The 20492-nt window shown below is 69.2% G+C and carries 20 protein-coding genes; 6 read left to right on the top strand and 14 right to left on the bottom strand.

Annotated features, from left to right (window positions below; translation table 11 throughout):
• Positions 1–42 precede the first annotated feature (42 nt).
• The 11 genes from BOSE46_RS18460 to dacB all read right to left on the bottom strand — a co-directional run bounded on the left by BOSE46_RS18460 (position 43) and on the right by dacB (position 9615).
• Positions 43–546 carry a DUF3180 domain-containing protein gene (locus BOSE46_RS18460; RefSeq protein WP_159541623.1) on the bottom strand — a complete coding sequence of 168 codons (504 nt, stop codon included), beginning with the start codon at positions 544–546 and terminating at the stop codon, positions 43–45.
• Positions 547–559: 13 nt separating this feature from the next.
• A complete protein-coding gene (gene folK / locus BOSE46_RS18465) occupies positions 560–1123 on the bottom strand; it encodes a 2-amino-4-hydroxy-6-hydroxymethyldihydropteridine diphosphokinase (protein ID WP_159541624.1) in 564 nt (187 codons plus the stop codon).
• On the bottom strand, positions 1120–1494 hold the full coding sequence (folB, locus tag BOSE46_RS18470) for a dihydroneopterin aldolase (protein ID WP_159541625.1): 375 nt from the start codon (positions 1492–1494) through the stop codon (positions 1120–1122). The genes folK and folB overlap by 4 nt, the downstream gene beginning before the upstream one ends.
• Complete coding sequence (locus BOSE46_RS18475; protein WP_201299671.1) at positions 1491–1925, bottom strand: nuclear transport factor 2 family protein; 435 nt, start codon at positions 1923–1925, stop codon at positions 1491–1493. Before BOSE46_RS18475 ends, folB begins: the two co-directional genes overlap by 4 nt.
• Entirely contained in the window at positions 1922–2737 is an 816-nt protein-coding gene (folP, locus tag BOSE46_RS18480; protein WP_159542952.1) for a dihydropteroate synthase, read from the bottom strand. Before folP ends, BOSE46_RS18475 begins: the two co-directional genes overlap by 4 nt.
• A 42-nt stretch (positions 2738–2779) precedes the next feature.
• Positions 2780–3346, bottom strand: coding sequence for a GTP cyclohydrolase I FolE (folE, locus tag BOSE46_RS18485; RefSeq protein WP_159541626.1), 567 nt, complete (start codon positions 3344–3346; stop codon positions 2780–2782).
• Positions 3343–5361, bottom strand: coding sequence for an ATP-dependent zinc metalloprotease FtsH (gene ftsH / locus BOSE46_RS18490; protein ID WP_159541627.1), 2019 nt, complete (start codon positions 5359–5361; stop codon positions 3343–3345). Before ftsH ends, folE begins: the two co-directional genes overlap by 4 nt.
• A gap of 156 nt (positions 5362–5517) precedes the next feature.
• A complete protein-coding gene (gene hpt, locus BOSE46_RS18495) occupies positions 5518–6075 on the bottom strand; it encodes a hypoxanthine phosphoribosyltransferase (RefSeq protein WP_159541628.1) in 558 nt (185 codons plus the stop codon).
• Positions 6076–6079: 4 nt separating this feature from the next.
• A complete protein-coding gene (tilS, locus tag BOSE46_RS18500) occupies positions 6080–7033 on the bottom strand; it encodes a tRNA lysidine(34) synthetase TilS (RefSeq protein ID WP_159541629.1) in 954 nt (317 codons plus the stop codon).
• A 10-nt stretch (positions 7034–7043) separates the two neighbouring features.
• Positions 7044–8090 carry a zinc-dependent metalloprotease gene (locus BOSE46_RS18505; protein ID WP_159541630.1) on the bottom strand — a complete coding sequence of 349 codons (1047 nt, stop codon included), beginning with the start codon at positions 8088–8090 and terminating at the stop codon, positions 7044–7046.
• 118 nt (positions 8091–8208) lie between these two features.
• Complete coding sequence (gene dacB / locus BOSE46_RS18510) at positions 8209–9615, bottom strand: D-alanyl-D-alanine carboxypeptidase/D-alanyl-D-alanine-endopeptidase (protein WP_159541631.1); 1407 nt, start codon at positions 9613–9615, stop codon at positions 8209–8211.
• Between the two features lie 76 nt (positions 9616–9691).
• Between dacB and BOSE46_RS18515 the strand changes: the two genes are divergently transcribed.
• Genes BOSE46_RS18515 through BOSE46_RS18525 form a run of 3 tightly spaced genes read left to right on the top strand, consistent with a single transcriptional unit; the run spans position 9692 to position 12754 of the window.
• Entirely contained in the window at positions 9692–10183 is a 492-nt protein-coding gene (locus BOSE46_RS18515) for an inorganic diphosphatase (protein WP_056209957.1), read from the top strand.
• A 23-nt stretch (positions 10184–10206) separates the two neighbouring features.
• Positions 10207–11556 (top strand): dipeptidase, encoded by a 1350-nt coding sequence (locus BOSE46_RS18520; protein WP_159541632.1) that lies wholly within the window; start codon positions 10207–10209, stop codon positions 11554–11556.
• 40 nt (positions 11557–11596) lie between these two features.
• Positions 11597–12754 (top strand): PQQ-dependent sugar dehydrogenase, encoded by a 1158-nt coding sequence (locus BOSE46_RS18525; protein ID WP_159541633.1) that lies wholly within the window; start codon positions 11597–11599, stop codon positions 12752–12754.
• Here the strand turns inward: BOSE46_RS18525 and BOSE46_RS18530 are convergent.
• On the bottom strand, positions 12735–13343 hold the full coding sequence (locus tag BOSE46_RS18530) for a TetR/AcrR family transcriptional regulator (protein ID WP_236551801.1): 609 nt from the start codon (positions 13341–13343) through the stop codon (positions 12735–12737). The genes BOSE46_RS18525 and BOSE46_RS18530 overlap by 20 nt on opposite strands.
• A gap of 76 nt (positions 13344–13419) precedes the next feature.
• On the opposite strand from BOSE46_RS18530, the gene BOSE46_RS18535 reads away from it, so the two are divergent.
• The gene (locus BOSE46_RS18535) at positions 13420–14886 is read left to right on the top strand and encodes an NAD(P)/FAD-dependent oxidoreductase (RefSeq protein WP_159541635.1); all 1467 of its coding nucleotides are present in this window, start codon (positions 13420–13422) and stop codon (positions 14884–14886) included.
• Entirely contained in the window at positions 14883–16190 is a 1308-nt protein-coding gene (locus BOSE46_RS18540) for a cytochrome P450 (RefSeq protein ID WP_159541636.1), read from the top strand. The genes BOSE46_RS18535 and BOSE46_RS18540 overlap by 4 nt, the downstream gene beginning before the upstream one ends.
• Before the next feature lie 201 nt (positions 16191–16391).
• Here the strand turns inward: BOSE46_RS18540 and BOSE46_RS18545 are convergent, their stop codons facing one another.
• Positions 16392–18911, bottom strand: a complete 2520-nt coding sequence (locus BOSE46_RS18545; protein ID WP_159541637.1) for an RNA helicase — start codon at positions 18909–18911, stop codon at positions 16392–16394.
• Complete coding sequence (locus tag BOSE46_RS18550) at positions 18911–19462, bottom strand: phosphatase PAP2 family protein (RefSeq protein ID WP_159541638.1); 552 nt, start codon at positions 19460–19462, stop codon at positions 18911–18913. The genes BOSE46_RS18545 and BOSE46_RS18550 overlap by 1 nt, the downstream gene beginning before the upstream one ends.
• A 67-nt stretch (positions 19463–19529) precedes the next feature.
• Here BOSE46_RS18550 and BOSE46_RS18555 point away from each other — a divergent pair, with 67 nt between their 5' ends.
• Positions 19530–20489: an NADPH:quinone oxidoreductase family protein gene (locus BOSE46_RS18555; protein ID WP_159541639.1), complete on the top strand. Its 960-nt coding sequence runs from the start codon at positions 19530–19532 to the stop codon at positions 20487–20489.
• The last annotated feature ends 3 nt before the right edge of the window (positions 20490–20492 follow it).

Here is a 20492-nt window from a genome sequence, read left to right on the forward strand (position 1 = left end):
CAGTTTCTGACCCGTCAGCGGGCAGTTTCTGACCCGTCAGCGTCAGGCCGGGGTGGGGTCGGGGCGGCCCTTCTTGGCCTTGCCGTCCTTGCCCTCTTCGTCATCGCCGGGCACACGGCAGGCGCGCTCCAGCAGCAGGGCGGCGACCAGCAGCAGCAGGCTGGCGACTGCCGCAGCGCTGCCGCGTACGACCCGCTCCTTGCCGAGCGGGGTGTCGGTCGCGTCGATGAACGCCAGGACGAACCCGCCGTAGACACCAGCGACCAGTGAACCGACGACGATGCAGGCCTTGGCGATCGCGAGCATCCTGAGGCCGTGCTCGGACGTCATGCGCTCGTGCTTCTTGTGCAGCGTCTGCCACGTGTTCCATGCGAACGTGCCGACCAGGATCGCCGCGAGCAGCAGCGTGAGCGGCGCGGCCCAGGTCAGCCTGGGCACGTTGCCGTCCAGTCGCACGATCAGCGGCGGGATGAGCCGTCCGCCGATGAGACCTGCACCGATCAGCGCGACGACCACGAGCGCCGAAGTGGGACGGACCCGGTTCATGCGCGAGTCGAGATCACAGGATGATCTCGAGGTCCTCGCGCTTGTGGACGCCGTTGGTGTCGACGCCCTCGAGGAGGTCGGCGACGAAGCCCTGACCGGGGATCTCGCCCTCAGGGTCGATCTCGAGCCACGGGATCAGGACGAAGCCGCGCTCGTGAGCGCGGGGATGCGGCAGCTTGAGCGACTCGTCGTCGGCGACCCGGGGTCCGACGACGATGAGGTCGACGTCGAGCGTGCGGGGAGCGCCCTGCTCAGAACGCTCGCGGCCGAACGCATCCTCGATCGCCAGCGCGCGGTCGAGCAGCGTGTGGACCGTCAGGGTCGTGTCGATCAGCACCACGGCGTTGAGGAACTTGCCGGAGCCCTCGACCGCGTTGACCGGGTCGGTCTCGTAGACCGAGGAGATCGCGACGACCGTGACCTCGGGAGTGTCCTCAAGGGCGGAGACCGCGCCCTGAAGCTTGCCGTGCCGATCGCCCAGGTTGGAGCCGAGGGACAGGACGGCCTGGCGGATGGGACGCATCCCGCCAGTCATCGTGTCGGCGTCCAGGACGTACGGTGTGGGCGCTTCGGTCACTGTTTGCTCCGCTCTATCGTGACGGCGACATCTTCGAACGTCACCTCGATGGGCGCTTCCGGTTTGTGCACCGTCACGCTAACCCATTGGACCGACTCTTCGGCCAGGCACAAGTCCACCATACGGAGCGCGAGCGACTCAATCAGGTCGACCGGCTCCCCCACGATGGCATCGTGTATCTGCTGCGCGAGGACGCCGTAGTGGACCGTCTTGGTCAGGTCGCCCTCGCGGGCCGCGGGACCGAGGTCGAGGCCGAGGCTCACGTCGGCGATGAACGTCTGCCCGTTCTGCCGCTCCTCGGCGAACACGCCGTGGAATCCGTGTGCCGAGATGCCACGCAGGTCGATCCGGTCAAGACCGCTGGGGATCATGCAGAGTCCTCGTCCTCGATGTGCAGCTCGGCGATCGGGGAGGCGTGGCGCGACAAGAACTTCCAACCCCCCGGTTCCTTGACCAAGATACTGGTGCAGACCAGCTTGCCCCCGGAGAAGGCCTCCGCTGACGACAGGCCCTCTCCCGACAGGATGTTCTCGGTGCACGTCACGACGGCCGTCGTGGGCTCGTCCGAGCAGTGCGGGAAGGTCGCCACCTCGAGGTCGGTGAGGAAGAACTGGATGTAGCCGACGTTGGCCATCAGCACGGTCCAGGAACGCAGGATCTGCGCCGTGCCCCGCAGCGGCAGGGCCCCGGGGTGCACACAGGAGGTGTCGACGTCGTCGACCCACAGCGAGGCCATCAGGTCGACATCGCCGGTCTCGATCGCGTCGTAGAACAGCCGGTGCGACGTGAGGTAGTCGGTCACTGCGCCTCCTGCGCCAGCCGAGCCACGACGCGTACGGCATCGGCTGAGGCGGCCGGCTCATGCACGCGTACGCACCAGGCACCGGCCTGGGCGGCGAGCGTCGTGATCGCGGCCGTCGCGTCGTCGCGGCCGTCCGTAGGACGAATCTCCGCGTGTCCTGAGCCTGTCGAAGGGTCGGACAGCAGCTCGCCGAGGAAGCGCTTGCGCGACGCCGCCACCAGCAGCGGGTGCCGGAGCTCGGTGAACGCATCGAGGTGCGCCAGGACCGTCCAGTTCTGCGCCCCGGTCTTGGAGAAGCCGAGGCCCGGGTCGAGGATGATCCGCCCGGAGTCGACCCCCGCGAGGACGGCGTGGTTGAGCTGGCCCATCAGCTCGCGGACGATGTCGTCGACCAGGTCGTCGTAGTGGGTGTGGTTCTGCATGACGGCGGAGTGCTCGCGCCAGTGCATCAGGACGATCGGCGCGTGTGTCCTGGCGGCGAGGCCCAGCATCTCGGAGTCGGCGCGCCCACCGGACACGTCGTTGATCAGCACCGCGCCCGCGTCGAGCGCCTGCTGCGCCGTCGAGGCGCGCATCGTGTCGACCGAGACGGTGATGCCCTCCGCGACCAGGCCCTCGATGACCGGGATGACGCGGCGCAGCTCCTCGTCGCCGTCGATGCGGGCGGCGCCGGGGCGGGTCGACTCGCCGCCCACGTCGACCAGGTCGGCACCCTCGGCGACGAGGTCGATGCCGTGCTGGATCGCGGTGGGCGCGTCGAGCCACTTGCCGCCGTCGGAGAACGAGTCAGGGGTGACGTTGACGACGCCCATCACGAGGCAGCGGTCCTCGGGCAGTCCGGGGAGCACGGCGACCTATCGTGCCGTGATGAGGCCCATGGCCTCGGCTCGGGTCGCCGGGTCGCGCAGCTGTCCGCGCACGGCACTCGTGATGGTCTTGGCACCGCCCTTGCGCACGCCCCGCATCGTCATGCAGAGGTGCTCGGCCTCGATCACGACGATGACGCCGCGCGGGTTGAGGTGCTCGATGAGCGCGTCGGCGATCTGGGTCGTGAGCCGCTCCTGGACCTGCGGCCGGCGCGCGAACACGTCGACGACGCGCGCGAGCTTGGACAGGCCCGTGACCCGGCCGCCGTCGGTCGGGATGTAGCCCACGTGTGCGACGCCGAAGAACGGCACCAGGTGGTGCTCGCACATCGACCACATCTCGATGTCCTTGACCAGCACGAGCTCGTCGTGGCCCACCTCGAACACCGCGGTGAGGACCTCTTCGGGGTCCTGGTCGAGCCCGGCGAGCAGCTCCTCGTACGACTTGGCGACCCGGGCTGGCGTGTCGCGCAGGCCGTCGCGGTCGGGATCCTCACCGACCGCGATCAACAGCTCGCGGATCGCCGCCTCGGCGCGCGGCCGGTCAACCGTCACGACAGCTCGGTGTCGCCGTGCACGTCACCAGCCGCCGGGGGCGGGGCGTCGACGCCGCTGTCAGGGCCGATCACGATGGGCGTCCCGTTGGTGCCGTTCTTGCCGCTGTAGGACTGGCCGGGGATCGTCGCGACCGGCGGACGCGTCGACGGCACGCGGGTCTCGGAACCGGTCCACGCCGGCCGGATCTCGCGGCGACGCAGCGGCTCGAAGATCTCGGCGACCTGCGACTTGTCGAGGGTCTCCTTCTCGAGCAGCTCGGTCACCAGGGCGTCGAGGACGTCCCGGTTCTCGTTGAGGATGTCGAACGCCTCCTGGTGGGCGTAGGAGATCAGCTTGTTGATCTCCTCGTCCACGACGGCCGCGACGGCCTCGGAGTAGTTGCGCGCGTGACCGATGTCGCGGCCCAGGAAGGGCTGCGACTCGTTCTCGCCCAGGCGTACGGCACCGAGGCGCTCGGTCATGCCGTACTGCGTGACCATCGCGCGGGCCAGGCTGGTGGCCTTCTCGATGTCGTTGCCGGCGCCGGTCGTCGGGTCGTGGAACACGAGCTCCTCGGCCGCGCGTCCGCCCATCATGTAGGCGAGCTTGTCGAGCAGCTCGGCACGCGTCTGGGAGTACTTGTCCTCGTCGGGCAGCACCATCGTGTAGCCCAGCGCGCGACCACGTGGCAGGATCGTGATCTTGTGGACCGGGTCGCTCTGCGGGAGCGCCGCGGCGACGAGCGCGTGGCCGCCCTCGTGATAGGCCGTGATGCGTCGCTCGTTCTCGTTCATCAGGCGGCTGCGCTTCTGGGGGCCGGAGATGACGCGGTCGATCGCCTCGTCGAGGGACGTGTTGGTGATCGTCTTCTCGTTGTTGCGGGCGGTCAGCAGTGCGGCCTCGTTGAGCACGTTGGCGAGGTCGGCGCCGCTGAAGCCGGGGGTGCGGCGGCCGATGGCCTCGAGGTCGACGCCCGGCGCGATGGGCTTGCCCCGCGAGTGCACCTTGAGGATCTGCGTGCGGCCGGCGAGGTCGGGTGCCTCGACGCCGATCTGCCGGTCGAAGCGGCCGGGACGCAGCAGCGCCGGGTCGAGCACGTCGGGACGGTTGGTCGCCGCGATCAGGATGACCCCGCCGCGTACGTCGAAGCCGTCCATCTCGACGAGCAGCTGGTTGAGGGTCTGCTCGCGCTCGTCGTGGCCGCCGCCCATGCCGGTGCCGCGGTGGCGCCCGACGGCATCGATCTCGTCGATGAAGACGATGGCCGGGGCGTTCTCCTTGGCCTGCTCGAACAGGTCGCGGACGCGGCTCGCGCCGACACCCACGAACATCTCGACGAAGTCGGAGCCCGAGATCGAGTAGAACGGGACGCCGGCCTCACCCGCGACGGCGCGCGCCAGCAGGGTCTTGCCGGTGCCGGGCGGGCCGTAGAGCAGGACGCCCTTGGGGATCTTGGCGCCGACGGCCTGGAACTTGGCCGGCTCCTGGAGGAACTCCTTGATCTCGCCGAGCTCCTCGATCGCCTCGTTGACACCCGCGACGTCGGCGAACGTCGTCTTGGGGGTGTCCTTGGTCATGAGCTTGGCCTTGGACTTGGCGAACTGCATGACGCGGCCGCCACCACCGGCGGCGTTGTTCATCATGTAGATGATCAGCAGGAAGATCAGGATGATCGGCAGCAGCGTGAACAGGAGCGACAGCAGCGGGTTGGTCTTGGGGACCTTGACGTCGAACGACTTGAGCTGCTTGTCGGCGACGGACTTCTCGGCCTGCTGCACGAGGCGCACGCCCTGGTCGCCGAGGTACTTGGCCTTGACCTTCTTGCCGTCATCCAGCGTCGCCTGGATCTGCTGGTCACCGTCGACGAACGTGACCTCCTTGACCTTGCCGTCCTCGAGGTAGCTCACCATCGTGGCGGTCTTGACGGACTTGTAGCCGTCGGCGTTGGACGTTCCGATGACGATCGCGATCACCACGACGGTGATGACGATGATCCAGAGCCAAGGGCCCTTGAAGAGGCGTTTGAGGTTCATGTACGGCGTGGAGCGGGTCCACTCCTCCTGGTGTGCTGGTCGGTAATGAGACGGTACACGCAGCGCCGTCCATCAGTTGAACGTGTGTCCGGCCGCTCAACGTTCCCTGCCAGCGTTCGCCAGCAGCGAACCATGCCCTGCGGTTGCTGGGGATTGCTAGGAGTAGACGTGCGGCGAGAGCGTGCCGATGCACCGCAGGTTGCGGTACCTCTCGTTGTAGTCGAGGCCGTAGCCGACCACGAACGCGTTGGGGATGTCGAAGCCGACGTACTTGACCTCGACGTCCATCTGCTGCGCCTCGGGCTTGCGCAGCAGCGTCGCGATCTCGACCGACGCCGGTCCGCGCGAACGGAGGTTGGTGATGAGCCACGACAGCGTCAGGCCGGTGTCGATGATGTCCTCGACGATCAGGACGTGCCGGCCGCTCAGGTCGGTGTCGAGGTCCTTGAGGATGCGCACCACTCCGGACGACTTGGTGCCGGAGCCGTATGACGACACCGCCATCCAGTCCATCTCGACGTGCCGGTCGAGGCTGCGGGCGAGGTCGGCCATCACCATGACGGCGCCCTTGAGCACGCCCACGAGCAGGATGTCCTTGCCCTCGTAGTCCCGTTCGATGTCCGCGGCCATCTCCTTGAGCCGGGAGACGATCTGCTCTTCGGTGAACAGGGTCTGGTCGAGCTCGAGGTCATCTTCGACATGCGTCTGATCCACGGGATCAGCCTCCCACAGGGGTCCGCACGTACGACAGGGAATCCCCCTCCCGTACGCACGCGATGCCTCCCGGCAGCTCGATCCGGACCTGTCCGTGCCAGTCCGTGACGAGGCGGTCGAGCTCGGCGACGTGCGCTGCCGTGAGGGCCGAGCCGTCGGCACCCGCCTCGAGCGCGTGGCGGCGGAGCACCCGCGACCTCAGGGCGGCCGGCAGTGCCAACAGGGTCGGGACGCGGTCGCCGTCCTCGACGGCGCCGGCCAGCTCGTCGAGGTACGCGTTGTCGCTCCGCACCTGGTCCGCGGTCCGCGCCAGCGCCTCGGCGACTCCCCCACCCAGCACGTCCTCGAGCACCGGCATGGCCTCGCCGCGCACGCGCGACCTCCGGTAGGCCGGGTCGCTGTTGTGCGGATCGGTCCACCACTGCAGGTCGTACGCCCGGCAGATCTGCTCGGTCTCGGCTCGCCTCAGTCCCAGGAACGGTCGGCGGAGCATCCCGTCGACCGGAGCCATGCCGGCGATCGAGCGGGGGCCAGAGCCCCGGCCGAGACCGAGCAGCACCGTCTCGGCCTGGTCGTCGAGGGTGTGCGCCAGCAGGATCGCGTCGGCGCCCGTACGTTCGAGCGCCTCGTAGCGTGCGCGGCGGGCCGATGCCTCGGGCCCGCCTGCCGTGCCGACATCGACCGTCACCACCTGGGCACTGACGGCGAGGCTCGCGAGCTGGTCGGCGGCCCTGGCGGCGACGGTCGATGACTCGCGCTGCAGCTGATGGTCGACGATCACGGCCGACAGGTCGTACGCCTCACGGTCGGCCACGAACGCCGTGACGGCGGCCAACGCCAACGAGTCGGCACCGCCGGAGACCGCGACGACCACACGACTGCCCGGCGCGAGGTCGGTCAGCGCGCTGCGCACGAGGTTGCGACCCGTTGCGACCACCGGATCGAGTGCACCGCCCATGCCGACGAGCTCAGCCGTGCACGCGGGCGACCCACGAGGACGGGTCGAGGATCTCGGACTTGGTGGGCAGGTTGGCCGGCTCGGCCCACACGGCGTTGAAGCCCGAGAGCCCCACCTTGCCGTTGACCTCGCGGACGAACTCGGCGCCGTCGCGGTACTGGCGCATCTTGGCGTCGAGCCCCATCAGGCGGCGGAGCAGACGGTCGAACGTACCGGCGCCCTTGCGGCGCTGGGTGAACTTGCGGCGGATCTCGGCGACGCTCGGGATGACGTCCGGCCCGACGCCGTCCATCACCACGTCGGCATGTCCCTCGAGCAGCGACATGATGCCGGTCAGCCGGTCGACGACCTCGCGCTGCCGGTCGTTCTGGAACAGCTCGGCGAGTGACGCGTCCGAGTCGCCGCGGACGACGCGGATCACCTCGCCGAGGCCGTCGGTCACGAGCGAGGAGATCGCCGATGCGTCGAGGTCAGTGGCGTCGACGAACTCGTCGAGCAGCGACTTCATGTGGTCGCGCATCCAGTCGACCGCGGTGAACTGCACGCGGTGCGTCTCCTCGTGCAGGCACACCCACAGCCGGAAGTCGTGCGGGTCGACGTCGAGCTGCCGCTCGGCCTGGACGATGTTGGGCGCGACGAGCAGGAGTCGGCCGCCTTCGCCGTTGGGGCCGTCCCAGAACGGGTCGAACTGGCCGAGGACCTTGCTCGACATGAACGACATCAGCGCACCGAGCTCGGCGCCGCTGATCTTCTCCCCGACGGTCTTGGCCATCCCGGAGGGCGCCTTGTTGGCGGCCGCGAGCTTGACCATCACCGGGTCCATCATGACCTTGAACGTGTCGAGGTTGGCCTCGATCCAGCGCGGGCGGTCGACCACGAGCACGGGCGCAGTCGCCGACGTGGCGTGCAGATCGCTGAAGTCGCGCACCGGGCCCTCGGACCTGGCGGCGCCCTCGCGCAGCTCGGCCACGGCCTCGGCCACCTCGGCGGCCGACATGTCCGGCCCGGGCTTCGACAGCTTCGTCGCCGTCGAGAGCGCGAACTTCCAATCGATCATGTGGCTACGTTACGGCCTGGATGGTGGTTTCGAGGCTCGGCCGCGGGCGGCCTCCGCACCTCAACCACCGGTGGTTGAGGTGCGGAGCGAAGCGGAGCCTCGAAACCACCACCGCAGATCAACCGCAGTCGCACTCGGTGATCGCGGCGGCGACCTTGTCGAGGGCCGCCTGCGCCTCGAGCGGCGCGGCCTTGCTGGTGCGATCCGCCATCACGGCGAAGACGACCGGGCGACCGGCGGCATCGAGGGCGTACCCGGCGAGCGAGTGGACGCCGGTCAACGTGCCGGTCTTGGCGCGGACCATGCCGAGAGACGGCTTGAGCTTGGCGAACCGGTCGACCAAGGTGCCGGTGAAGCCGCTGATCGGCAGGTCGGCGAGCAGACCGGAGGTCCGCGGCGTCGCGGCTGCGACGTTGACGGTCTGCGCCAGGGTCAGGGGCGTGATGCGGTTGCGGCGCGACAACCCGCTCCCGTCATGCAGCACGAGGCCGTCGGTGTCGATGTCGGCCTGGTCGAGCACGTCGGCGACCGCCTCGGCGCCGCCCTCGAAGCTCGCCGGCTTGCCCGCCGCGATGGCCGCGTGCCGCAGCATGACCTCGGCGGCCTGGTTGTCGCTGACCCGGATGAGGGTCTCGATGATCGTGGCGACCGTCGCGCTGCGCACCGCGGCGAGCGCGGTCGCTCCTTGCGCCACCTTCGCCTGCTCGGGCTCGTCCGTCACCGTGATGCCGCGATCCTCGAGCAGGCCGGCGAACGTGCGGGCTGCCGCCGCGGCGGGATCCTTGGCGCGTATGCCGTTCTGCTCACCCTGGTCGGCCCACAGCGCGCTGACCGGCGTGACGATGTTCTGGCTGACGTACGTCGACTCCCAGCCCGGGCTCGCGTCGGGGCCCGTGAAGAGCGAGGAGTCGTAGCCGAGGTTGACGCTCGTCGTCCCGTTCTTCCTCAGCGCAGCCGCCGCGCGCTTGGCCAGCGTCGTGAGGTCGGCGCGGATGACCGGGTCGTCCTTCTTGCCGGCCTTGACCGCGAGGTAGGGGTCGCCACCACCCACCAGCACGATCCGGTCGGCCGAGCCGACGACGCGCGTCGCGTACCTGGTCTGCGGGTCGATCAGCGACAGCGCGGCGAAGCTCGTGAGCACCTTGGTCGTCGATGCCGGCACGTACGCTCCCGGGCCGCTCGACATGAGTGCGCTGCCGTTGGCCGGGGCGATCGCCGTGAACCCGACGTGCGGCCCGAGCACCGACGCATCGAGGACCGGCCGGACCGCGGCCTTGAGCTTGGCCGGGTCGATGTCGCCGGGCGCGGGGCGCCGCGGTGCGGACTCGGCGGGCTGGGTGTCAGTCGTCAGCGAGCGGGGCGGGATGACGTTGGCGGGGCCGCAGTCGCCGTCGCAGATCAGGCCGTTGAGGTCGCCGCGGGACCACAGGAAGATGCCGAGCGCCACGACGATCGCGAGGACCAGCGAGGGGATGACGAACGCACCGCGTGGCTTCGCGACCCTGCTTTCCCCGTGAGACGGCACATGCGCCAGACTATAGAGACCCCGTTGCGCCGCGCTCAGGGCGCGCGCACCCCGAATTCAACCGCCGGAGGCACCAGTGATTTTCGACGTCACCGTGGAGATCCCCAAGGGCAGCCGCAACAAGTACGAGGTCGACCACGCGACGCATCGCATCCGCCTCGACCGCACGCTGTTCACCGCGACGCAGTATCCCGCTGACTACGGTTTCATCGACGACACGCTCGGCCTCGACAGCGACCCGCTGGATGCCCTCGTGCTGCTGTCGGAACCGACCTTCCCCGGCTGCGTGATCTCCTGCCGCACGATCGGCATGTTCCGCATGACCGACGAGGCCGGCGGAGACGACAAGGTGCTGTGCGTCCCGGCCAAGGATCCGCGCCAGGAGCACCTGCGCGACATCCACCACGTGCCGGAGTTCGACCGCCTCGAGATCGAGCACTTCTTCACGGTCTACAAGGACCTCGAGCCCGGCAAGTCGGTCGAGGGCTCCACCTGGACCGGTCGCGTCGAGGCGGAGGCCGAGATCCAGGCCAGCTACGACCGGTTCAAGGCCAACGGCGGCTACTAGCCCGTTCTCGTAGGGTCGGAGGCATGACGTCCTCCAGCCCCGGCGACCTGCGCGCCGCCCTTGCCGCCGTCCTGCCGTCCGTCCGCGCCGACCTCGAACAGCTGGTCCGGATCCCGTCCGTCAGCGCTGCGCCCGAGCACGCGGATGACGTAGAGGCGTCGGCCGAGGCCACGCGCGCCTTGTTCGCCGCCGAGGGGTTCGACACGCAGATCCTGCGAAGCGGCGGCGGGGCTCCCGCGGTGCTGGCCCACAAGCCAGGGCCCCCCGGCACGCCGACGGTGCTGCTGTACGCGCACCACGACGTGCAGCCGGAGGGCGATCACGACGCATGGGACTCCTCGCCGTTCGAGCCGACGGAGCGCGACGGCCGCCTCTACGGCCGTGGCGCCGCCGACGACAAGGCCGGCATCGCGGCACACCTCGCTGCGGTACGCGCGCTCGGTGACGCCCTGCCGGTCGGCGTCAAGGTGTTCGTGGAGGGCGAGGAGGAGATCGGGTCGCCGACCCTCGAGGCATTCATCGGCGAGCACGGATCGCTGCTGGAGGCCGACGTCATCGTGATCGCCGACTCGGGCAACTGGGACATCGGTGAGCCGGCACTGACGACGAGACTGCGTGGCCTCGTGCGCGCGACCCTCGAGGTCCGCACGCTCCGCCACGGCGTCCACTCCGGGATGTTCGGCGGAGTCGTGCCGGATGCGCTGATGGCGCTGACCCGCGTCCTGGCCTCACTGCACGACGACGACGGCTCGGTCGCGGTCGCCGGTCTGGTGACCTCCGAGGCTGCTGACGTCGACTACCCGGAGGACCGGCTCGCCCACGAGTCAGGCCTCGCCGACGGCGTACGCACGATCGGCACGGGCTCGTACGTCGAGCGCATGTGGACCAAGCCGTCCCTCACGGTGACCGGCATCGACGCGCCCAGCACGGCGGCAGCCAGCAACACGCTCGTCCCCGCCGCAACCGCCATGATCTCGATGCGAATCGCGCCGGGTGACACGTGCGAGGCGGCGTTCGAGCGCCTCCAAGAGCACGTCCTGGCCCATGCTCCCTGGGGCGCGCAGGTCACCCTGACGTACGCGGACGGCGGCGATCCCACGACCCTCGATGCGACCGGACCGGCGTACGACGCCGCCCGCGAGGCGATGACGGCGGCCTGGGACGGTGTGGCTCCGATCGACATGGGGGTCGGTGGGTCGATCCCGTTCATCGCGACGTTCGCCGACGCGTTCCCGCAGGCCTCCGTGCTGGTCACCGGCGTCGAGGACCCCGACACCCGCGCGCACGGCACCAACGAGGGCCTGCACCTCGCGGAATGGGAGCGCGCCTGCCTCGCCGAGGTCCTGCTGCTGGCCAGGCTCGGCGAGTCGTAGCCCGCGAGCGCGTTGACCCTGTCACGCGCACACTGGACGGATGAAGCGTTGGTCCCTCGTCGCAGTTGCCATGGTCCTGCTGTCCGCAGTCATCGGCCCCGCCTCCGCCCAGCCGACGCGCCCCACGCTGACGGTCACGGTCGTCAGGTCAGGCCTCGACATCCCGTGGGACGTGGCCTTCCTGCCCGACGGATCGATGCTCTACACCGAGCGGGCCCGCAAGCGCCTCACCCTGCGAGAGCCCGACGGTGATGAGCGGATCCTGCTCAACGCGCCGCCCGGGATGTGGTCCTCCGGCGAGACCGGTCTGATGTCGGTCGAGGTCGCCGCCGACTTCGCCACGACGCACGACATCATCACGTGCCACGGCTTCCAGTCCGGCTCGACCCAGGACGTACGCGTCGTGCGCTGGCACCTTGACGACGCGCTCACCACGGCGACGATCAAGCGGACGCTGGTCCGCAGCCTGCCGTCGACGAGCGGGCGGCACGGCGGCTGCGCCCTGCTGAAGGGGCCCGGCAACACGCTCTACATCGGCACCGGCGACGCCGCGACCGGCACCAACGCACAGAGCCTGTTCTCCGGCGGCGGCAAGGTCCTGCGGGTCGACGCCTCGACCGGCGGCACACTGCCCGGCAATCCGTTCCGGTCCAGCGCCAACCTGATGAAGCGCAAGGTCTTCACGTACGGCCACCGCAACGTCCAGGGTCTCGCCCGTCGCGCCGACGGCAGGGTGTGGTCGGTCGAGCACGGCAGCTATCGCGACGACGAGGTCAACCTGCTGCACACCGGCGGCAACTACGGCTGGAACCCCGTGCCACGCCGGAGCGGCGACCCTTCGTACAACGAGGGCGCGAACTCTCCGATGACCGACGACAGCCTGCCGGGCAAACAGATCAAGGCCAGGTGGCGATCAGGTGATCCGACGGTCGCGACCAGCGGTGCGACCTTCGTCAGCGGATCCGGGTGGGGAGCGTGGAACGGGGCTCTGGTGGTGACGGCGCTCAAGGACACCTCCGTACGCATCTTCCTGCTCAGCTCGTCCGGCACGCTGCTGGCGACGTGGAAGCCGGCTGTCCTCGACGGCACGTACGGCCGGTTGCGGGCCGCGGTGCGCGGGCCTGACGGCTCGGTCTACCTGACCACGTCGAACGGCTCGGACGACAAGATCCTGAAGGTCACACCGTCGAGCTCTTGAGCAGGGCACGCATCGTGTCGGCGAAGACCCCGACGTCGATCGTGCTGTCGAGCGAGCGCAGCGTGCCGAGCCCGATGCCGAGGCTGAGCAGCGTCGTCGCCGCCTGGTCAGGATCGACGACGTCCCCGAGGCCGGCCTCGGTGGTCACCCGGCGGACCAGCTCGGCGATCGCGGCCCGGATCTCCCGGTGCCGCTTGACGAGCTCGGTCGCGACGTAGGGGCTCTGGCGGGCGATGGCGCCGAACTCGACCTCGAGGGCGGTCCAGCGCGGCTGACCCAGTCCTTCGCGGGCCCAGGCGGCGAAGGCCTCGATGCGGCCATCGAGGTCGGTGTCCTGCGAGAACGCCGTGACGACGCCCTCAATCTGCTCCTCGTGGATGCTGTCGAGCACCGCCATGCAGAGCTGTTCCTTGCCGGCGAAGTTGGAGTAGACCGCGCCCTTGGAGAAGCCGGCACGCACCGCGACCTTGTCGAGCGACGTCGCGGCGTAGCCGTCCGACAGGAACATCTCGCGTGCGACGACGATGAGCCGCTCGCGCGTCTGAGCCTGCCGCTCGGCCCTGCTGACCCTCACGTTGTCGACTGCCACAACCGCTCCTCGTCCGTCGGGCCCTGTGGCCCGAGACACTCTTGCATCGTACTCAGATACCGATAGTATCTGAAACGTGATCAAAACGGACATCCTCATCGTCGGCACCGGCTTCTCAGGAATGGGCATGGCCATGAAGCTGCGCGAATCCGGCCGCGGCGACTTCATCGTCATCGAGAAGGCGGACGACGTCGGCGGCACGTGGCGCGACAACACCTACCCCGGCGCCGAGTGCGACATCCAGAGCCACATGTACTCGTTCTCGTACGAGCTCAACCCCGACTGGAGCCGCGAGTACTCCGCCCAGCCGGAGATCTGGGACTACATGCGGACGGTCGCGAAGAAGAACGCGCTCTACGACCTCATCCACTTCAACACCGAGCTCACGGGTGCGGTGTGGGACGAGGACCGGTTGCGCTGGACCGTCACCACGAGCCAGGAGACGTACGACACGCGGGTCCTGATCTCGGGCATCGGCGGCCTGCACATCCCCAACATCCCCAAGCTCACGGGTGCCGAGACGTTCCAGGGCCCGCACTTCCACTCCGCGCAGTGGCAGCACGACGTCGACCTGACCGGCAAGAAGGTCGCCGTCATCGGTACGGGCGCGAGCGCCATCCAGTTCCTCCCGCAGATCGCGCCCGAAGTCGGCCAGCTCGACGTCTACCAGCGCACGGCTCCCTGGGTCGTGCCCAAGCACAACCACGAGATCACCGGCCGCAAGAAGGCCTTCATCTCCAAGATCCCCGGCGGGACCCGGCTCTATCGCAACAGCCGCTACTGGCTCAACGAGGCCCAGCAGCTGGGCTTCACCGGACCGTTGCAGAACATCTCGAGCCTGGTCGAGAAGCAGGTCTCGGCCTACATCCGCAAGACGGTCGACGATCCCGAGACGGCCGAGAAGCTCATCCCCGACTACCGGCTGGGCTGCAAGCGCGTGCTCAAGACCGACAACTACATCCCCATCTACAACCGCGACAACGTCGCCCTCATCACCGAGGGCATCGAGGAGATCCGCCCCGACGGGATCCTCGCCAAGGACGGCACGTTCCGCGAGGCGGACGTCATCATCTACGGCACGGGGTTCCACGTGACGGACGCGTTCGAATGGGTCCACGTCACCGGCAAGGGTGGCCGAGACCTCTCCGACACGTTCAAGAAGGAGGGCATCGAGACCTACCTCGGCATCTCGGTCGCGCACTTCCCCAACTTCTTCTTCATGCTCGGCCCCAACACGGCGCTGGGCCACAACTCGGTCGTCTTCATGATCGAGCAGCAGACGAAGTGGATCATCAACATGCTCGACTCGATGAACGAGCGTGGTGCGCAGGCCGTCGAGCCCACCTCCGAGGCGCAGCGCGAGTTCAACGACGAGCTGCAGGAGAAGGTCAGCAAGGGAGTGTGGAGCCAGGGCGGCTGCACGAGCTGGTATCTCGACAGCCATGGCAAGAACCGCACGATCTGGCCCGGCTTCACCTTCCGCTACTGGTGGGAGACCCGCAAGGTCAAGGCGCACGACTTCGTCTGGGAGAAGGCGGCATGAGCCTCGCGCAGGACTACGACCTGCCTGATGGGCCGAGCATGTCTCCGGCCCGGATGACGTGGAAGTTCCTGCGCGACCGGGCCGGGACCGTCCCGGCGTACCACCAGGAGTACGGCGACACGTTCTCGCTGCGGATCCTGCCCGGCCCTCGTACGCTCGTCGTGTTCAGCGACCCGGCGGACATCAAGGAGATCTTCGCCGCCGACCCGTCGCAGTTCCACGCGGGCGAGGGCAACGCGATCCTCAAGCCCGTCATGGGCGAGCACTCGGTGCTGCTGACGGACGACGCCGAGCACCAGCGGGCCCGCAAGCTGCTGATGCCGGCATTCACCGGCCCGTCGATGCGGGCCTACCAGCCGCTCGTCGAGGCGATCGCCAAGATCGAGGTCGACTCGTGGCACGACGGCGACACCCTCGTGACCCTCGATCGGATGAACGCCATCACGCTCGACGTGATCCTGCAGGTCGTGTTCGGCGTGACCGACGAGGAGCGGCTCTCGGTGCTGCGACCCAAGGTCAACCGCATGGTCAACATCGACGCCAAGATGCTGCTCGCCTGGTCGTACCCGCGACTCTTCAAGCTGCCGCCCTGGCGCGGCTACTTCAAGAACCAGCAGGAGGTCGACGAGCTCCTGTACGCCGAGATCGCCGAGCGGCGGGCGGCACACGACCTCGACGGCCGCGACGACGTACTCTCACGGCTGCTGCGGGTCGGCGCCTCCGAGGGCGAGACGCCGCTGACCGACGCCGAGATGCGCGACCAGCTCGTCACGCTGCTGCTGGCCGGGCACGAGACGACCGCCTCGGCGCTGTCGTGGACGCTGCACGAGCTGGGCCGTGACCCAGAGATCCTGGCTCGCGCCGTCGCCGCCGCGGACACGGGCGACGACGCGTACCTCGAGGCCTGCCTCAAGGAGTCGATGCGCCTGCACCCGATCATCGACTTCGTCGCTCGTACGCTGCAGAGCGACCAGGTCGTCGCGGGCCGGTTGCTGCCTCGCGGCACGACGGTCACGCCATCGATCATGCTGTCGCACAGCCGTGAGGCGAGCTTCGCGGACGCGCACCTGTTCAAGCCTGAGCGGTTCACCGCCGAGAAGGTCGCGGCCAACACCTGGATCCCGTTCGGCGGTGGCGTACGCCGGTGCATCGGAGCGGCGTTCTCGTTGATGGAGGGCACGGTCGTGCTGCGCGAGGTGCTGCAGCGCTACGAAGTGACCGCCGACGCCGTCGCACCCAACAAGCTCCGCAACATCACGAACGTGCCGGGCGACAAGGCCCCGCTGCGGCTGACGATGCGCTAGACCGCGTTCGCCAATGAGGCCGCCCGCGGCCGAATGTGAGCGAAGCGAGGCGAACCAACGCAAGGTCGAGGACTCGCGCAATCCTGCTGTCTCACCACGCCTCGGTCGCTCGTCCCTCCCCCACTCGCTGCGCTCGCGGGAGGTGCCCCCAGCTCCCTCACACTCCTCGCAGAGCTCGTCGCTGGCGAGCGAATGCAGACGTCAGAGAGGGCCGACGTCCAGGATCGTGACCACCGCTTCGCCTGCCTCGTCCGACGCCGGCAGGTCGACCTGGGCCGTGATGCCCCAGTCGCGGTCGCCCTCGGGGTCGTCGAACGTCTGGCGCACCCGCCACGTGATCGCGCCCTCCTCGACCATGAACAGGTCGGGCCCTCGCGCCGCCGGACCGGTGCCGATCGAGTCGTACTCCTCGCGATAGGCCGCGATCGCCGCCATCCACTCCGTCGCGTCCCAGCCGTCCTCGCCGTCGAGCTCGCCCAGCGCACTCCACCGGCCCAGAGCCGCGAGCTCGACCCGGCGGAACAGCGCATTGCGGACGAGGACCCGGAACGCCCGCGCGTTGCCGGTGACGGGCCGCGGGGGAGCGCTGCCCTCGGCCTTCGCACGCACCTCGGCGGGATCGGTGTCCGGGTTGATCAGCTGCTCCCACTCGTCGAGCAGGCTCGAGTCGGTCTGGCGTACGAGCTCGCCGAGCCACTCGGTGAGGTCGATGAGCTCCTCGTTGCGCAGTTGCTCGGGCACCGTGCGCAGCAGCGTCTTGTAGACGTCGGAGAGGTAGCGCAGGACGAGCCCCTCGGACCGGGCGAGCTGGTAGTCGCCGATCAGCTCGGAGAACGTCATCGCGCGCTCCCACATCTCGCGCACGACCGACTTGGGCCGCAGCTCGTGGTCGGCGACCCACGGGTGCCCCTTGCGATAGGACTCGTACGCGACGCCGAGCAGCTCCTCGAGCGGCTTGGGGTGGGTGATCTCCTCGAGCAGCTCCATCCGCTCGTCGTACTCGATGCCGTCCATCTTCATCTCGTTGATCGCCTCGCCGCGGGCGCGATGACGCTGGGCGTTGATGATCGGTCTCGGGTCGTCGAGCGTCGCCTCGACCACCGAGACCATGTCGAGCGCGTATGCCGGGTCGTCGCGGTCGAGCAGCTCGAAGGCCGCGACGGCGAACGGCGACAGCGGCTGGTTGAGGGCGAAGTTGGCCTGCAGGTCGACCGTCAGGCGGAGCCTACGACCGTCGGCGTCCGGCGGGTCGACCTGCTCGACGACGCCGCCGGTGAGCAACGCGTCGATGATCTCGTCGACCTCGGCGAGCAGGCGGTCCTGCGACTCCTCGGTCTCGTCGCTCTCCCGCAGCAGCCGCTCCAGCGACGCGCGGGCGTCGCCGCGTCGCGAGATGACGTCGAGCACCATCGCGTGGCTGACTCGCATGCGCGAGACGAGGGCCTCGGGCGTACCGGTCGAGAGCTTGGTGAACGTGCCCTCGCCCCACGACACGAAGCCTTCGGGCGCCTTCTTGCGCTGGATCTTGCGCTGCTTCTTGACGTCGTCGCCGGCCTTGCGGACCAGGCGGGCGTTCTCGATGTCGTGCTCGGGCGCCTCGACGATGACGTGGCCGACGGTGTCGAAGCCGGCCCGGCCCGCGCGCCCCGCGATCTGCTGGAACTCGCGCACCTGCAGCTGGCGCTGGCGGACGCCGTCGTACTTCGACAGGCCGCTGAAGAGCACGGTGCGGATCGGCACGTTGATGCCGACGCCGAGCGTGTCGGTGCCGCAGACGACCTTGAGCAGGCCGGCCTGGGTCAGCGTCTCGACGAGCCGGCGGTAGCGCGGCAGCATGCCCGCGTGGTGCACGCCGACCCCCATGCGTACGAGCCGCGAGAGGGTCTTGCCGAACGCCGAGGAGAACCGGAAGTCGCCGAGGTGCTCGGCGATGACGTCGCGCTCCTCGCGGGTCGCGACCTTGATGCTCGTCAGCGCCTGCGCGCGCTCGAGCGCCGAGACCTGCGTGAAGTGCACGACGTACACCGGCGTCTGGTTCGTCTCGATCAGCTGCTCGAGGGTCTCCTGGATCGGCGTCGAGACGTACTCCGAGATGAGCGGGACCGGGCGCTCGGAGGTCGTGACGAGCGCGGTCGACCGGCCCGTACGCCTCGACAGATCGGCCTCGAACCGCGTCGTGTCGCCCAGCGTCGCCGACATCAGCAGGAACTGCGCCTTGGGCAGCTCGATCAGCGGCACCTGCCAGGCCCAGCCGCGGTCGGGATCGGCGTAGAAGTGGAACTCGTCCATCACGACCAGGCCGATGTCGGCGTTGGCACCCTCGCGGAGCGCCATGTTGGCGAGGATCTCGGCGGTCGCCGCGATGATCGGGGCGTCGGCGTTGACCGCGGCATCACCGGTGACCATCCCGACGTTGTCGGCACCGAAGATGTCGCAGAGGTCGAAGAACTTCTCGCTCACGAGGGCCTTGATCGGTGCGGTGTAGACGCTGCACTCTCCGCGAGCCAGCGCGGCTGCCATCGCCGCGGTCGCCACGAGGCTCTTGCCGGAGCCGGTCGGCGTCGCCAGGATCACGTTGGAGCCGGCGACGCACTCCAGGATCGCCTCGTCCTGCGCGGGATAGAGGGTGAGCCCGCGTCGGTCGACCCATTGAGTGATCGCGTCGTATACGACGTCCTCGTCCGTCGTCACGCCCTTGGGCAGCAGGTCGATGAGCCGCATCAGGCGGTCTTCCCCGTGGGCAGGCCGATGCGTCGCCACAGCAGCAGTGTGCCGCCGATCATGACGATCCCGACGGCCCAGCCGACGAGCACGTCCGTCAGCCAGTGGCCGCCGAGGTAGACCATCGCGGCGCCCGTGACGATGCAACCGGCTGCTCCGGTGAGCCCTACCGTGCGGCGGGCGGACGTCGATGTCCACTGCGGGACCATCAGGATCGCGACGAGGATCGACGAGGTCAGCACCGCATGGGACGAGGGCATCGCCGACCCGTGCAACGTCGTCAGCGCGAGGTCGGCCGGCGGGCGCGGTCGGTCGATCCGGTGCTTCAGGTTGCCGTTGACGATGACCATCGCCAGGAACGCGAACCCGACGGATGGCAGGTCCAGCCACATCCTGCGGACCACCAGGACCAGCAGGCCGACCACGACGAGGGCGGCGAGGAACACCGTCGACTCGCCGACGTCCTCGAGCACCCGACAGATCTTGGTGAGCACGGTGATCCGGTGATCTGCGCACCAGCGGGCTACTTCGACGTCGACGGATGCGCGCATGGGCACAAGAGTACGGACCGGATCGGGTGCTAAGCGCTCGCTTAGTCCGTACGCTAGTCTCGCGGACATGAAAGCCGTACAGATCACGTCTCTCGACGGCCCCTCAGCGGTCGAGCTCGTCGAGCTCCCCAGCCCCGAACCGGCCGCCAACCAGGTGCTCATCCGCGTACGCGCGGCCGGCGTCGCGTTCCCCGAGGTGCTCCAGAGCCGCGGGCTCTACCAGCTCAAGCCCGACCTGCCGTTCACGCCGGGCGCCGAGATCGCCGGCGAGGTCATCAGCGCTCCGGACGGTTCCGGCTTCTCGCCGGGCGACCGCGTGGCAGCGCTGTGCCTGCTCGGCGGGTTCGCCGAGGAGGCCGTCGCGCAGGTCGACCTGACGTTCCCGATCCCCGACAGCATCTCGTACGAGCAGGGTGCCGCGATCGTCTTCAACTACGGCACCGCCTACTTCGCCCTCGTCGAGCGCGGTCGCCTCGAGGCCGGCGAGTCGGTGCTGGTGCACGGCGCGGCCGGAGGCGTCGGCACCGCGGCGATCCAGGTCGCCAAGGCGTTCGGCGCCGAACGGGTCATCGCCGTCACCTCGACGCCCGAGAAGGGCGCAATCGCGCTGCAGGCGGGTGCCGACGCGTTCGTGCTGCCCGACGGGTTCAAGGACGCGGTCGCCGAGCAGGGTGGCGTCGACATCGTGGTCGACCCCGTGGGCGGCGACCGGTTCACCGACTCGCTGCGCAGCCTCAAGGCGGACGGCCGCCTGCTGGTCATCGGATTCACCGCCGGCGAGATCCCGACGGTCAAGGTCAACCGCCTGCTGCTCAACAACGTGTCGGTCGTCGGTGTCGGCTGGGGTGCGTACGCCCTGGCGCGCCCGGGTCACGTCGCCAAGGAGTGGGCGGCGCTCGCGCCGCACCTCGAGAGCGGTGCCCTGCGCCCCGTCGTCGGCCCGACGTTCCCCCTCGCCCAGGCGACGCAAGCACTCCTCACGCTCGACGAGCGCCGCGCCACCGGCAAGGTCCTGCTGCTGCCCTGATCG

Source organism: Aeromicrobium sp. 9AM (genome assembly GCF_902506105.1).
Classification (GTDB): Bacteria; Actinomycetota; Actinomycetes; order Propionibacteriales; family Nocardioidaceae; genus Aeromicrobium.